This window comes from Leifsonia sp. CL147, assembly GCF_900114565.1.
Taxonomy (GTDB): Bacteria; Actinomycetota; Actinomycetes; order Actinomycetales; family Microbacteriaceae; genus Leifsonia.
Map to the genome: position 1 here is coordinate 119,758 of NZ_FOTM01000008.1, position 14,173 is coordinate 133,930.

Annotated in this window: 10 protein-coding genes; 5 read left to right on the plus strand and 5 right to left on the minus strand. The window is 68.5% G+C overall.

Translation table 11 applies throughout. The features are described from left to right. Window positions 1-45: 45 nt before the first annotated feature. Window positions 46-2,859, plus strand: a complete 2,814-nt coding sequence (acnA, locus tag BM287_RS09245) for an aconitate hydratase AcnA (RefSeq protein ID WP_090038684.1) — start codon at window positions 46-48, stop codon at window positions 2,857-2,859. Window positions 2,860-2,916: 57 nt separating this feature from the next. Here the strand turns inward: acnA and BM287_RS09250 are convergent, their stop codons facing one another. Then, window positions 2,917-3,603, minus strand: coding sequence for a hypothetical protein (locus BM287_RS09250; protein ID WP_090038436.1), 687 nt, complete (start codon window positions 3,601-3,603; stop codon window positions 2,917-2,919). A gap of 189 nt (window positions 3,604-3,792) precedes the next feature. On the opposite strand from BM287_RS09250, the gene dxs reads away from it, so the two are divergent. From dxs to BM287_RS09265, 3 genes are all read left to right on the plus strand, one after another. Beyond that, window positions 3,793-5,745, plus strand: a complete 1,953-nt coding sequence (dxs, locus tag BM287_RS09255) for a 1-deoxy-D-xylulose-5-phosphate synthase (protein ID WP_090038434.1) — start codon at window positions 3,793-3,795, stop codon at window positions 5,743-5,745. A 318-nt stretch (window positions 5,746-6,063) separates the two neighbouring features. Continuing rightward, window positions 6,064-6,480: a MerR family transcriptional regulator gene (locus tag BM287_RS09260; RefSeq protein ID WP_090038431.1), complete on the plus strand. Its 417-nt coding sequence runs from the start codon at window positions 6,064-6,066 to the stop codon at window positions 6,478-6,480. Beyond that, complete coding sequence (locus BM287_RS09265) at window positions 6,477-7,457, plus strand: aldo/keto reductase (protein ID WP_090038429.1); 981 nt, start codon at window positions 6,477-6,479, stop codon at window positions 7,455-7,457. Before BM287_RS09260 ends, BM287_RS09265 begins: the two co-directional genes overlap by 4 nt. An 82-nt stretch (window positions 7,458-7,539) precedes the next feature. Here BM287_RS09265 and BM287_RS09270 read toward each other — a convergent pair whose 3' ends face one another. The 4 genes from BM287_RS09270 to BM287_RS09285 all read right to left on the minus strand — a co-directional run bounded on the left by BM287_RS09270 (window position 7,540) and on the right by BM287_RS09285 (window position 12,781). Then, entirely contained in the window at window positions 7,540-9,678 is a 2,139-nt protein-coding gene (locus tag BM287_RS09270) for a 3-hydroxyacyl-CoA dehydrogenase NAD-binding domain-containing protein (RefSeq protein ID WP_090038426.1), read from the minus strand. A gap of 6 nt (window positions 9,679-9,684) precedes the next feature. Beyond that, on the minus strand, window positions 9,685-10,893 hold the full coding sequence (locus tag BM287_RS09275) for a thiolase family protein (RefSeq protein WP_090038423.1): 1,209 nt from the start codon (window positions 10,891-10,893) through the stop codon (window positions 9,685-9,687). A gap of 72 nt (window positions 10,894-10,965) precedes the next feature. Next, the gene (locus BM287_RS09280; RefSeq protein WP_090038421.1) at window positions 10,966-12,177 is read right to left on the minus strand and encodes an HRDC domain-containing protein; all 1,212 of its coding nucleotides are present in this window, start codon (window positions 12,175-12,177) and stop codon (window positions 10,966-10,968) included. Further along, window positions 12,170-12,781 carry a DUF3000 domain-containing protein gene (locus BM287_RS09285; protein ID WP_090038419.1) on the minus strand — a complete coding sequence of 204 codons (612 nt, stop codon included), beginning with the start codon at window positions 12,779-12,781 and terminating at the stop codon, window positions 12,170-12,172. The genes BM287_RS09280 and BM287_RS09285 overlap by 8 nt, the downstream gene beginning before the upstream one ends. A 101-nt stretch (window positions 12,782-12,882) precedes the next feature. Here BM287_RS09285 and BM287_RS09290 point away from each other — a divergent pair, with 101 nt between their 5' ends. Next, window positions 12,883-14,157 (plus strand): alpha/beta hydrolase family protein, encoded by a 1,275-nt coding sequence (locus BM287_RS09290; RefSeq protein WP_090038416.1) that lies wholly within the window; start codon window positions 12,883-12,885, stop codon window positions 14,155-14,157. Window positions 14,158-14,173 lie beyond the last annotated feature (16 nt).

A 14,173-nucleotide genomic window follows, 5' to 3' on the forward strand; every position in this document is an offset into this window, starting at 1 on the left:
ACATCGCCTGCCGATGAAGGAGAGGGCACTGTGTCAGCAACGGAAATCTCAGAGCACGGCAGCTTCGGCGCCAAGAGGAAGCTGAGCGTCGGGTCGCGGGACTACACGATCTTCGCGATCGACACCGTCGAGGGCTACCAGCGGCTGCCGTTCAGCCTCAAGGTGCTGCTCGAGAACCTGCTCCGGACGGAAGACGGAGCCAACATCACGGCCGACCACGTCCGCGCCCTCGGCGGGTGGGACCCCGAGGCCGAGCCGGACACCGAGATCCAGTTCACCCCGGCACGCGTCATCATGCAGGACTTCACCGGCGTCCCGTGCATCGTCGACCTCGCCACCATGCGCGAGGCGGTCTCCGCCCTCGGCGGCGACCCCGAGAAGATCAACCCGCTCGCGCCGGCCGAGATGGTCATCGACCACTCCGTCATCGCCGACCTGTTCGGCCAGCCGGATGCCCTCGAGCGCAACACCGACATCGAGTACGAGCGCAACGGCGAGCGCTACCAGTTCCTCCGCTGGGGGCAGACGGCCTTCGACGACTTCAAGGTCGTCCCGCCGGGAACCGGCATCGTCCACCAGGTCAACATCGAGTACCTGGCCCGCGTCACGATGACGCGCGAGGTGGGCGGCGAGCTGCTCGCATACCCGGACACCTGCGTCGGCACCGACTCCCACACCACGATGGTCAACGGCCTCGGCGTTCTGGGATGGGGCGTCGGCGGCATCGAGGCCGAGGCGGCCATGCTCGGCCAGCCGGTCTCCATGCTCATCCCGAAGGTCGTCGGCTTCAAGCTGACCGGCGCCATCCCGACCGGCGTGACCGCGACGGATGTCGTGCTCACCATCACGCAGATGCTGCGCAAGCACGGCGTGGTCGGCAAGTTCGTGGAGTTCTACGGCGCCGGCGTCGCCGAGGTCCCGCTCGCCAACCGCGCCACCATCGGCAACATGAGCCCGGAATTCGGCTCCACCGCCGCCATGTTCCCGATCGACGACGTCACGCTCGACTACCTGCGCCTCACCGGCCGCAGCGAGGAGCAGGTCCAGTTGGTCGAGGAGTACTCGAAGGCGCAGAGCCTCTGGCACGACCCGTCCACCGAGCCGGTCTTCAGCGAGTACCTGGAGCTCGACCTCTCGACCGTGGTCCCCTCCATCGCGGGTCCGAAGCGCCCGCAGGACCGCATCGAGCTCGACCACGCCAAGCAGCAGTTCGAGAAGGACCTCGTCGACTACGCCGAGATCTCGCACGACCTCGTCGACCTGACGATCTCCGAGTCGTTCCCGGCATCCGACCCGGGTGAGCTGCAGCCGGAGGACGCCCGCAGCATCCACCAGCACAGCCACCACAGTCACGCACCGAGGACGGCATCCAGCCCGACCCCGGTGACTCTGAAGGACAAGGGCGAGTCGTTCGTCCTCGACCACGGAGCGGTCGCCATCGCGGCGATCACCTCGTGCACGAACACGTCGAACCCCTCCGTGATGCTCGCCGCGGGACTGCTCGCGCGCAACGCGGCGAAGAAGGGCCTGAAGGCCAAGCCGTGGGTCAAGACCACACTGGCCCCCGGGTCCAAGGTGGTCACCGACTACTACGAGAAGGCCGGTCTCACGCAGGACCTCGAGGCGCTCGGGTTCTACACGGTCGGCTACGGCTGCACGACCTGCATCGGCAACTCGGGTCCGCTGCTCGACGAGATCTCGCAGGCGGTCAACGACAACGACCTCGCGGTCACCGCCGTGCTCTCGGGCAACCGCAACTTCGAGGGCCGCATCAATCCCGACGTGAAGATGAACTACCTCGCCAGCCCGCCGCTGGTCATCGCGTACGCGCTGGCCGGCTCGATGAACTTCGACTTCGAGGTCGACCCGCTCGGGCAGGACTCCGAGGGCAACGACGTCTTCCTCAAGGACATCTGGCCGGACGCCGCCGAGGTGCAGGAGACGATCGACTCCTCCATCAACGAAGGGATGTTCGTCCACCAGTACGCGTCCGTCTTCGAGGGCGACGAGCGCTGGACCTCGCTGCCCACTCCGATAGGCTCCGTGTTCGAGTGGGATGAGAAGTCCACGTATGTGCGGAAGCCTCCGTACTTCGAGGGCATGACGCTCGAGACGAAGCCGGTCACCGACATCGCCGGCGCCCGCGTGCTCGCCAAGCTCGGCGACTCGGTCACCACCGACCACATCTCGCCCGCCGGCTCCATCAAGGCGGACAGCCCGGCCGGCACGTACCTCACCGAGCACGGCATCGACCGCAAGGACTTCAACTCCTACGGCTCGCGCCGGGGCAACCACGAGGTGATGATCCGCGGCACGTTCGCCAACATCCGGCTGAAGAACCAGCTGCTGGATGGCGTCGAGGGCGGCTACACCCGCGACTTCACGCAGCCGGACGCGCCGCAGTCCTTCATCTACGACGCCTCGCAGAACTACCAGGCGCAGGGCATCCCGCTCGTCGTCCTCGGCGGCAAGGAGTACGGCTCCGGCTCATCGCGCGACTGGGCGGCCAAGGGCACCAGCCTCCTCGGTGTCCGTGCGGTCATCACCGAGAGCTTCGAGCGCATCCACCGCTCCAACCTCATCGGCATGGGGGTCGTCCCCCTCCAGTTCCCGGCGGGGGAGTCGGTCGACTCGCTCGGTCTCGACGGCACGGAGGTCTTCACGATCACGGGCCTGGAAGAGCTGAACGAGGGAACGACACCGAAGACCGTGCACGTCGTCGCGGAGCCGAGCGAGCACTCGCCCGCGGGCAAGCAGACCGTCGAGTTCGACGCCGTCGTCCGGATCGACACCCCGGGTGAGGCCGACTACTACCGCAACGGCGGCATCCTGCAGTACGTGCTCCGGAGCCTCGTCTGAGGATGGTTCCGAGCTAGGACGGAAACCCCCGGTCATCCATACAGGATTCCGGGGGTTTCAGTTCTTGCGCTCGAATTCCGGCCACTCCCGATAGAAGTCGTCGGCCGCCCCGGAGAACGGCTCGTGCTCGACGAACCACTTGCGCGCCGATCCGCTCACGCTGTGGAGCACGTCCCGCATGGCTCTGCGCTTGCCCCGGAGATCGAGGCCGAACACCGGCTCGTGGTGGGCGATCCGGTTTCGGAAGTCGTAGACGATGGCGAGAGACTGGGCGACCTGATCAGGACGGACCCCATGGCGGTTGGCGAACGAACGCTCCAGCGCATCGTCCCACAGCTTCTGCTTCCCCTGGTGTCGTTGAGAGGGAAGCAGATAGCGCCAGGTACCCAGGGACAGCTGCGCCACCACATCATCGTGACCGATTGTCCTACGGCCTCCGACGGCCCGGCTGGCGTCCCGCCTGGCAGTCATCAATCGATCCGGAGTGATCACGGACAGCAGGAGGGGAGCGGCATCCAAAGCCCAGTCCGGTGTCCCGTGCGTCGTCTGATTCCACACGCGCAGCTCGCGATCGAGTGCGTTCCTCAGAATCACTTCGACGTAGTGGAGTGACGTGTAGGCGATCCCGCTGACGCGCGCGTTCGCCCGGTACAGCTCCAGTGCTCGGGACTCGTCATGCGCGCACGCGGCGAGATAGGTCGACATCCGGGGGCCGCTCAGGTACGGCAAGATGTCGACAGTCATCCGATGATCGTATTAGGCTGTTCGGGAAGACGTCGAACAGAAGCACCGACGTTTACGCTCTAAGCGGCCCGGGAAACCGGGCCGCTTTGCTTTGTCCTGTAGTCAGATGGTGAGGATTCCCGTCACGCTTGGCTCTGAATGAACGGTTCCGAGTCTCCTGGCGATTTCAGCGAGCCTAGACTCGAATCCATGGGCATTCTCGAGACCATCCACGGTCCCCGCGACCTCGACCGTCTGACGGACCGGGAGCTCGGCCAGCTCGCCGCCGAAGTGCGGGCCTTCCTGGTCGCGAACGTCGCGAAGACCGGTGGGCACCTGGGCCCGAACCTGGGCGTGGTGGAGACGACCATCGCCATCCACCGGGTGTTCGACTCGCCGCGGGACGCCGTCGTCTTCGACACCGGCCACCAGTCGTACGTGCACAAGCTGCTGACCGGTCGCCAGGACTTCTCGCAGCTGCGGCAGAAGGACGGCCTCGCCGGCTATCCGCAGCGCTCGGAGTCCGAGCACGACATCGTCGAGAGCTCCCACGCCTCCTCCTCCCTCTCGTGGGCGGACGGCATCTCGCGCGCGTTCGAACTGACCGGCCAGCGGGACCGCCACGTCGTCGCCGTCGTCGGCGACGGCGCTCTGACCGGCGGGATGACGTGGGAGGCGCTCAACAACATCTCCGACGACAACAATCGCCGGCTGATCATCGTGGTCAACGACAACGGCCGGTCGTACGCGCCGACGATCGGCGGGATGGCACGGTTCCTGAACACGGTCCGCACCCGCAAGAGCTACCGCAGCCTCTACCTCACCTCGCAGCGGGCATTCGACAAGCTCGGCACGCCCGGGCGCGCCTTCTACCGCGGCGTGCGCGGCGGCCTCCACGGATTCCTCAGCCGGTTCACCAACAACGAGGCGCTGTACTCCAACCTCGATATCAAGTACATCGGCCCCGTCCACGGGCACGACATCGGAGCGATGGAGGAGGCGCTGCGCCAGGCGAAGAACTACGGCGCCCCGGTCATCGTCCACGCGATCACCCAGAAGGGACGCGGCTACGCGCCGGCCCTGCGCGACGCGGCCGACCAGTTCCACTCGGTCGGGCAGATCGACCCCGAGTCCGGCGAGTCGCTCGGCAGCTCCGGCAAGGCGACCTGGACGGACGTCTTCGCCGACGAGATCGTCCGGCTCGCCGAACAGGACCCCACGATCGTCGGCATCACGGCCGCGATGCTCCGGCCGACGGGCCTGCACAAGCTCGCCGAGCGCTTCCCGGCGCGCGTCCACGACGTCGGCATCGCCGAGCAGCACGCCACCACGAGCGCCGCCGGCCTCGCGTACGGAGGACTGCATCCCGTCGTCGCCATCTACGCCACCTTCATGAACCGCGCGTTCGACCAGGTGCTGATGGATGTGGCCCTCCACAAGGCGGGGGTGACGTTCGTGCTCGACCGGGCCGGCGTCACAGGACCGGACGGACCCAGCCACCACGGGATGTGGGACCTCGCGATCCTGCAGGTCGTGCCCAACATCCGGCTGGCCGCACCGCGCGACGGCACACGGTTGCGCGAGGAGCTGGCTGAGGCCGTCGCCGTCGACGACGCGCCGACGGTACTGCGCTTCCCGAAGGGCGGCGTGCTCCCCGACATCGACGCGCTGCGGCGACTGGACGACGGCGTCGACGTGCTCCGCGAGGGCGATCGTAAGGATGTGCTGCTCGTCACGGTCGGCCCGATGGCGGACCTGGGCCTCCAGGTCGCGGAGCGGCTGGCCGCGCAGGGAATCGGCGCCACCGTCGTCGACCCGCGCTGGGTCGTCCCCGTGCCGCGCAGCATCCTCTCCCTGGCCGCCGAGCACCGCATCGTCGTGACCGTCGAGGACGGCATCCGGGTCGGCGGCATCGGGACCCGCGTCCGCCAGGACCTCCGCGAGGCGGGCATCGACACCGCGGTCGACGAGCTGGGGCTGCCGGACGCGTTCATCGACCACGCCTCCCGGGAGCAGATCCTGGAGGAAGCGGGGCTCACCCCGCAGAAGATCGCGCGCGACCTCGTGGCCCAGGTACTCGGCAGCCGCGTCCCGATCGCCCGCCCCCTCCCGGACGACGCGCCCGGCACCGAAGCGGCCCCGGCCAAGAAGCGCGGCGCCTGACGCAGGCCTGCCCCTCCCCGCGGCACATTCGTCACGAATGTGCGCTTACAGGCGGCGTGAGGCGACATTCGTGACGAATGTGCATTTACAGCCGGGGGAGGCGACATTCGTGACGAATGTGTACTTGCAGGCGGCGTGAGTGGACATTCGTGACGAATGTGTGCTTACAGGCGGCGTGAGTGGACATTCGTGACGAATGTGCACTTGCAGGCGGCCAGAGCGACCATTCGTCACTGTGAGTCTGGACTTGGCTGGTCGAATGTGCGCAGGGCGAGGGACGTTTGACTTAGAGTGCGCTCTAAGTTCTAGGGTGACGGTATGACCGACACACACACGGCGATGTCCATCTCGGATGTCGCCGAGCGGACCGGACTCAGCACCCACACCCTGCGCTACTACGAGCGGGAAGGACTCATGCTCGCTCCCGTGGAGCGCGCATCCTCGTCCCACCGCCGCTACACGGAGGCGGACGTCACCTGGGTGACGTTTCTCACCAAGCTGCGCTCGACGGCGATGCCGATCGGGACCATGCGCGAGTACGTGGTGCTCGCACGGCAGGGAGCGGGGACGGAGGCGGAGCGGCTGGAACTGCTGCTCCTGCACCGGATGGCGGTCGTACGCCAGCTGGAGGAGATGACGGCGAGCCTCGCTGCCATCGACTACAAGATCGACCTGTACCGGCACAGCGCTGGTGGACAGCGCACGGCGCAGGTCATGGAAGGGAACGACGTATGAAGACGATCGCACTGGGAACAGAGAAGCTGCAGGTCTCGCAGCTGGGACTGGGCTGCATGGGGATGTCCGCGTTCTACACCGGGGCAGGTGACGACGAGCTCGGCTCGATCCGCACCATCCACCGGGCGATGGACCTCGGGGTGACGTTCTTCGACACCGCCGAGATCTATGGCCCCTACAAGAACGAGGAGCTGCTGGCGAAGGCGTTCGCCGACGGCCGGCGGGAGCGCGTGGTCATCGCCACGAAGTTCGGGACGATCAACCACCGGCAGAACGACGAGCGCGGGTTGGACGGCTCGCCCGAGAACGTGCGCCTGTCGGTCGAGGGGTCGCTGCAGCGCCTGCAGACCGACCACATCGACCTGTACTACCAGCACCGGATGGATCCCGGCACACCGGTCGAGGAGACCGTCGGTGCGCTGAAGGAGCTCATCGAGCAGGGCAAGATCCTCCACTACGGGCTGTCCGAGGCGGCGCCCGAGACCATCCGCCGCGCCAACGCGGTGCACCCGGTCACGGCCATCCAGACGGAGTACTCGCTGTGGACGCGCGACCCGGAGGCCGAGGTGCTTCCGACGGTCCGCGAGCTCGGCATCGGCTTCGTCCCCTATTCGCCGCTCGGCCGCGGCTTCCTCACCGGGACGATCCGGTCGCTCGACCAGCTCTCGGACGACGACTTCCGCCGGTTCAACCCGCGCTTCGAGGGCGACAACCTGGAGGCGAACATCCGGATCGTGGAGCAGGTGGATGAGGTGGCGCGCGAGCTCGGGGCGAAGCCCGGCCAGGTCGCGCTCGCGTGGCTGCTGGCGAAGGGCGACGATATCGCTCCGATCCCGGGCACCACGAAGGTGGAGAACCTGGAGCAGAACGTCGCGGCCGCCGAGCTCGAACTGAGCCCGGACCAGCTCGCCCGCCTGGATGCCGTGGCCGCGCCCGCGGGCGACCGCTACGCGGACATGAGCCCGCTCAACCGCTGACGAAACGACTGGTCCCGACATGCCGTATGGAGCGTATCCATGACGGCATGTCGGGACCAGTAGGTGTCCCCGGAGGTTCGGCTTACGCGACGCCCGCGATCCGCGGGTGGTGGAACGTGTCCCCGAAGACGCGCTCGGAAGCTCCGACGCGATCCAGGTAGGGCGTGATGCCGCCCATCTGGAACGGGAAGCCCGCGCCCAGGATCATGCAGAGGTCGATGTCCTCCGGTGCTTCCACGACATGGTCGTCGATCAGCATCCGGTGGATCTCGTCGGCCAGGCCGTCCTCGAGCCGACGCAGCATCTCCTCCTTCGTCCATGGGTTCTTGCCGCCCGAGACGATCTTCGCAGCACCCTTGTCGATGCCCTTCACCGTGCCCTTGGCGTCCTTCTCCAGCAGCGTGCCGTACTCGGCCAGCTTGTGGAGGTTCTCCGACCGGTAGAACCGGTCCGGGAACGCGGCATGGTGCGTGTCGAGCACGTGCGCGCCGACCTTCAGCCCGACCAGGTCGAGGAGACGGGAAGGCGGCATCGGGAGGCCGAGCGGCGCGATGGCCTCGTCGACCACAGCGAACGGCGTCCCGTCGTCCACGGCGTGCATGGCGTCGCCCAGGATCTTGGCGAGGATGCGATTCACGACGAAGCCGGGCGTGTCGGCCGTGATGACCGCATTCTTCTTCAGCGCCGCGGCCGTGACCATGGCGGTGGAGAGGGTGGCCTCGTCCGTGTGCGGCGTCTTCACGACCTCGATCAGCGGCATGACCGCGACCGGGGTGAAGAAGTGGAAGCCGACCAGGCGTTCGGGATGCGCGAGCTTCGCGCCGATCTGCTCCACGGACAGCGAGGACGTGTTCGTCGCCAGGACGGCGTTCTCGGAGAGGAACGGCTCCACCTCGGCGAAGACGTCCTGCTTGACGGACAGCTCCTCGAACACGGCCTCGATGACCCAGTCGCAGTCGGCGAAGTCGGCCTTGTTCGTGGTGCCCGTGACCAGGGCGCGCAGGCGGTTGGCCTCGTCGGGGGAGATGCGGCCCTTCTCCTGCAGCTTGCCGATCTCGTCGTGGATGTAGGCGACGCCCTTGTCGACGTGCGCCTGGTCGAGGTCGGTGATGACCACGGGCACCCGGAGGCGGCGGACGAACAGCAGCGCGAACTGGCTGGCCATGTAGCCGGCGCCGATCACGCCGATCTTGGTGACCTTCTTCGCGACCTTCCTGTCCGGCGCTTCGGCTGGGCGCTTGGCCCGCTTCTGAACCAGGTTGAACGCGTAGATGCTCGCCTGGAACTGGTCGCCCGCGATGAGTTCGGCGAGCGCGTCGTCCTCGAGGGCGAACCCGGCCTCGCGGTCGTTCGACTTCGCGGCCTTCAGCAGGTCGAGCGCCTTGTAGGGGGACTTCGGGACGGTGCCGATGCGCGACTCGAGCATCTTCCGCGCGATGCCGATGGCGGCATCCCACTTCACCATCCGCTCGATCTTGCCGGGCTCGTTCGGCCGCTTGACGACGACGTCGCCGGTGAGCACCGTGTCGGCCCAGCGCAGCGAGTCCTCCAGGAAGTTCGCCGAGTCGAAGATCGCGTCGGCGATCCCGAGGTCGAAGACCTCCTGCGGCTTCAGCATCCGGTTCTGCTTCAGCGGGTTCTCGACGACGACCTTGAGGGCGTTCTCGATCCCGATCAGGTTCGGCAGGATGGTCGCGCCGCCCCAGCCCGGGATGAGGCCGAGGAAGACCTCGGGAAGCGCGAACGCGGCCGCATTGCGGTCGATCGTGCGGTAGTCGGCGTTGAGGCCGATCTCGACGCCGCCGCCGAGCGCGAGGCCGTTGGTGAACACGAACGACGGGACGCCGAAGGTCGCCTGCTTTCCGAGCACATAGTGGCCCAGCTGGGGGAGCAGCTTGGCCACCTCCACGCTCGGGATGTCGCTGACGCGGCTGAGGTCGGCTCCGGCGGCGAGGATGAACGGCTTGCCGGTGACGGCGACCGCGTCGATCTCGCCGCGCTTCGCGCGCTCGGTGAGCTCGTCGAACGTCTTCCCCAGCTCCAGCAGGGTGGCGGGGCCCATCGTGTTCGGCCGGGTGTGGTCCCGTCCGTTGTCCAGGGTCACGAGCGCGAGGGTCTTGCCGCTGGGGAGCCGCACATCCTTCACGAAGGAGTGGGTGACGACTTCGTCGTCGGTGAGCTCCGCGAGCGGGCCGAAATCGATCGTGCTGTAATCCGTCACTGTGGCTCAGCCCTTCCGCGCAGCGCGCTTGTCGTAGGTGGGGTTCTCCCAGATCACGGTGCCGCCCTGGCCGAGGCCCACGCACATCGCGGTGATGCCGTAGCGCACCTCGGGGTGCTCGGCGAACTGGGCGGCGAGCTGGATCATGAGGCGCACGCCGCTCGCGGCGAGCGGGTGCCCGATCGCGATCGCGCCGCCCCACGTGTTGACGCGCGGGTCCTCGTCGTCGATCCCGAAGTGGTCGAGGAATGACAGCACCTGGATGGCGAAGGCCTCGTTCAGCTCGAACAGCCCGATGTCGTCGATGCCGAGCCCCGCCTTGCGCAGGGCCTTCTCGGTCGAGGGGACAGGTCCCAGACCCATGATCTCCGGCTCGACGCCTGCGAAGGCGAAGCTCACCATCCGCATCTTCGGCGTCAGCCCGAACTCCTTCACGACGTCGGACGAGGCGAGGAGGGAGGCGGTGGCGCCGTCGGTCAGCGGCGACGAGTTGCCGGCGGTGACGCGCCCGTGCGGGCGGAACGGCGTTTTCAGGGTGGCGAGGCCCTCGAGCGTGGTCTCCGGCCGCATCCCCTCGTCCTGTGTCGCCAGGCCCCAGCCCGACTCGGAGCGGATCGCCACCGGCACCAGGTCCGGCTGGATCCTGCCCGCCTCGTAGGCTGCGGCCAGCTTGTGCTGGCTGCGCATCGCGAAGCGGTCGGAGCGCTCCTTGGTGAGCGCCGGGAACCGGTCGTGGATGCGCTCGGCGGTCATGCCCATGTTGAGAGCGTCCTCTGCGACCATCTTCTCCGACAGGAAGCGGGGGTTCGGGTCGGCGCCGAAGCCCATGGGGTGGCGTCCCATGTGTTCGACGCCACCGGCGATCGCGAGGTCGTAGGCGCCGAAGGCGATGCCGGAGCCGAGCGTGGTGACGCTCGTCATGGCGCCGGCGCACATCCGGTCGATCGCGAATCCGGGAACCGACTTCGGCAGCCCGGCGAGGATCGCGGCGGTGCGGCCGAGGGTCAGCCCCTGGTCGCCCTGCTGGGTGGTGGCGGCGATCGCCACATCGTCGATCCGGTCCTTGGGCACCTGGGGGTTGCGCTCCAGCAGTCCGATCATCGCCTTCACGACGAGGTCGTCCGCGCGGGTGTTCCAGTACTGCCCTTTTTCGCCGGCCCGCCCGAACGGAGTCCGGACTCCGTCTACGAACACGACATCGTTCTTCTCGGCCACAGTGCCTCCCAAATCAGGTCGGGAACGATCCTAGGTACACGGTTGTGCACGAAAAGAATCGTTTGATCCTTCCTACGAAACGGGCTCGGACCCCTCGTCTACGGTTTGGGTGCCATCTACAAGAGACGCCGTCACGAACGACAGGGCGATCACCTGTGCCGTTGCCTCAACCTGCCACGGGCGCGCGCCGTGCGCGGCGAGCGCCTCCCTGATGGATTCCGGCGTGATCTCGGCGGGCGGCGTCCACGCGACGCGTCGCAGTGTGTCGGGCGTGAGCAGGTTCTCGAGCGGGATGGCGCGCTCCTCCGAGACCAGTGTCAGCGCTGCCCGCGCGGCCTTGAGGCGCCCGTCCGCCTCGGGATTGCGGTCGGACCAGGCGCGCGGCGGCGGAAGGGTCTCGCCGTTCCCCCGCAGCACCGGCAGGTCGTTCGTGGTGCGTCCGGCCTCGATGGCGGCCCACCAGCGGTCGAGCTCCGTGCGGCTCGCCCGCCCGGTGAACTCCCGCAGCGCCGCAAGCGCTCGCTTGCTCTCCGGCATCGCCTTCGCCGCGGCGGTGAGTGACGCGTCCGGGACCAGACGGCCGGGCGCGGTGTCGAGCTCGCGCGCCAGCGCATCCCGGCTCAGCCAGAGCTCCCGGGCGACGGCGAGGTTGCGCAGGCCGCGGATGGAGTGGATGCCGGACAGGCGACGCCAGGGTTCGTGACGCACCGGCGTGAGGTCGCGCACCAGCTCGTCCGCGAACTCCTGGCGCGCGATGTCGAGCTTCCCCGCCTCCTCCAGCAGGGCCGCGATGGCGTCCCGCAGGTCGGGCAGCAGTTCCACATCCAGTGCGGCGTAGTTCAGCCACGGCTCCGGGAGCGGACGCGTCGACCAGTCGGCCGCGCTGTGCTCCTTCGCCAGGTGGATGCCGAGCAGCTCCTCGACGACCGTTCCGAGCCCGACCCGCGGCATCCCGAGCAGGCGTGCGGCGAGCTCGGTGTCGAAGATGATGGACGGGTCGAGCCCGACCTCCCGCAGGCAGGTCAGATCCTGCGTCGCGGCATGCAGCACCCATTCGTGGTCGTGGATCGCCTCGTTCAGCTCGTCGAAGCGTCCGATCGCCGGCGGGTCGAGCAGGAAGGTGCCGGACCCGCGGCGGAAGACCTGGATGAGGTACGCACGCTGCGAGTACCGGAATCCGCTGGCCCGCTCCGCGTCCACCGCGATCGGGCCCTCGCCCGCAGCGATGCGCTCGACCGCGGCGAAGTACCCTGCGCGCGTGTCGATGACGGTGTGCTCAGCCACGCGGCGCCTTCCTCGGGGACGCCGCCCGTGAGCTGAGCAGGCTCACCCCCTCGCCGGTCGGCGGAAGCCCGGCGAGCATGCACAGCAGCTCGCCCCATCCCTCCACGTGCGCGGACACGTCGGACTCCAGCGGGCTCCAGGAGGCGCGCAGCTCGATCTGCGAGCCGTCCCCCTGGGCGGCGAGCTCGCCGAAGCCGGTGGAGATGATCTTGGTCGCGGTGCCGCTGGCCGCCGTGTAGTGGGCGTGGCGCGCATCCAGAGCGTCCACCAGCCACGACCAGGCGACGTCCGCGAGGAACGGGTCGAGCCCGATGTCGGTCTCCAGGGGCGCCTGCGCGAAGCACACGATGCGGAACGGTCCGCCCCACGCCTCCGGCTCGTCCGGGTCGTACAGGAGGATGAAGCGTCCGGTGCCGAGGTCCGAGTCGCTGCCGTGGCGGGCCGGCCGCACGTCCGCCGCGAGCGCGATGGAGTACGGGGCCAGCTGGGCAGGCGCGGGGATCTCCTCGATCACGAGCTCGGGTCGCGACACTGCGGCGCGGATCGACTGCAGCGCCGTGGCGAACTCCGCGGGATGCTGCGGTGGGGATGTCGGTGTCGGCACGCTTCGAACACTAGAAGCCTTTGCCGCATCCCGTCTGTAAGGCACGCCGCCTGGGGAACTCCTGAGGGCTGGGGGGCGTACCCGCCGGTACGCTGCTCACTATGGCAGCAGGCGGCGTGGGATCGGCGGCGAAGGCGGCGGCGAAGCCGGCGGCGGGTACGGCGCGGAGCCGGAAGCCGCCGCAGGGCCGGGGCATCGGCGCCGGCGTCCTGGGCGCCGTCGGCATCGTCGCCGGGGGGCTGGTGGTCGGAACCGCCGCGCTCGCCGCCGTGGCGACCACGCGCGTCGCCCGCACCGTCATCACACCCGTGCGACGTCGACCGCAGAACCAGACCATCCGCGCCTTCGACGAGCAACTCGGGACGGTGACACTGCGTGCGACGCCGGATGCGTCCATGCCCGGGCGCTTCGGCCTCTGGTGGGGTTCGGACACGTGCTTCGCGAAGGTCGGCGGGCTGATCGAGCGCGGTGACGGGACCGTGACGCGCGAGCTCGAGCGCGTCGAGTTCGGAGCGCTGCGCGTGGGTCGCGCGCGCATCAGCGGCTACTACTACCTGCGGCCGGAGGAGCTCGGCCTGCCGGTGGCGAGCGTCGAGATCCCGACCGACCTGGGTCAGGCGCCGGCCTGGATCTTCCCCGCGCCGGACGATGCCGATGAGGGTCGCTGGGTCATCCAGGTGCACGGCTGGGGCGCGACGCGACAGGAAGGACTGCGTTCCGTCCGCACGTACCACGATGCGGGCTTCACCTGCCTGCTCGCTTCGTACCGCAACGACGGGGATGCGCCGGAGAGCCTGGACCGCCGCTACGGACTGGGTGGGACGGAGTGGCGCGACATCGAGGCCGCCATCGGGTACGCGGTGGAGCACGGCGCACGCTCGATCGTCCTGATGGGTTGGTCGATGGGCGGCGCCGTCGTGCTGCAGACGATCACCCGGTCCACTGCCCTCGAGCACGTCACCGGCATCGTCCTGGAGTCGCCCGTGGTCGACTGGATCGACACGCTCTCGTACCAAGGCAACCTGCTGCGGCTGCCGGACCTCGTCACCCGCGGGGCGATGCGCCTGATCGAATCGGAGTGGAGCGGACCCATCACCGGTCAGGGGGCGCCGATCGACCTCCGCAGCATGGACTTCGTCGCCCGCGCCTCCGAGCTGAGCCTCCCCATGCTCATCCTGCACAGCGACGACGACGGCTTCGTTCCCTCCACCGGTTCACGTGCCCTGGCGGAGGCGCGCAGCGACATCGTCACGCTCGTCTCGTTCGACGTCGCCCTCCACACGAAACTGTGGAACTACGACGAGGCGAAATGGTCCGCCGCGATCACCGCCTGGCTCGCCGAGAACGTGGCGGGCGCGTCCGAAGCGGTCTCCTGAGGAAAACCACCCAAGA

Coding starts and splice junctions, on each gene's coding strand:
- BM287_RS09250 (WP_090038436.1), bottom strand. CDS start 3,603: ATGACTGTCGACATCTTGCCGTACCTGAGCGGCCCCCGGATGTCGACC.
- dxs (WP_090038434.1), top strand. CDS start 3,793: ATGGGCATTCTCGAGACCATCCACGGTCCCCGCGACCTCGACCGTCTG.
- BM287_RS09260 (WP_090038431.1), top strand. CDS start 6,064: ATGACCGACACACACACGGCGATGTCCATCTCGGATGTCGCCGAGCGG.
- BM287_RS09265 (WP_090038429.1), top strand. CDS start 6,477: ATGAAGACGATCGCACTGGGAACAGAGAAGCTGCAGGTCTCGCAGCTG.
- BM287_RS09290 (WP_090038416.1), top strand. CDS start 12,883: ATGGCAGCAGGCGGCGTGGGATCGGCGGCGAAGGCGGCGGCGAAGCCG.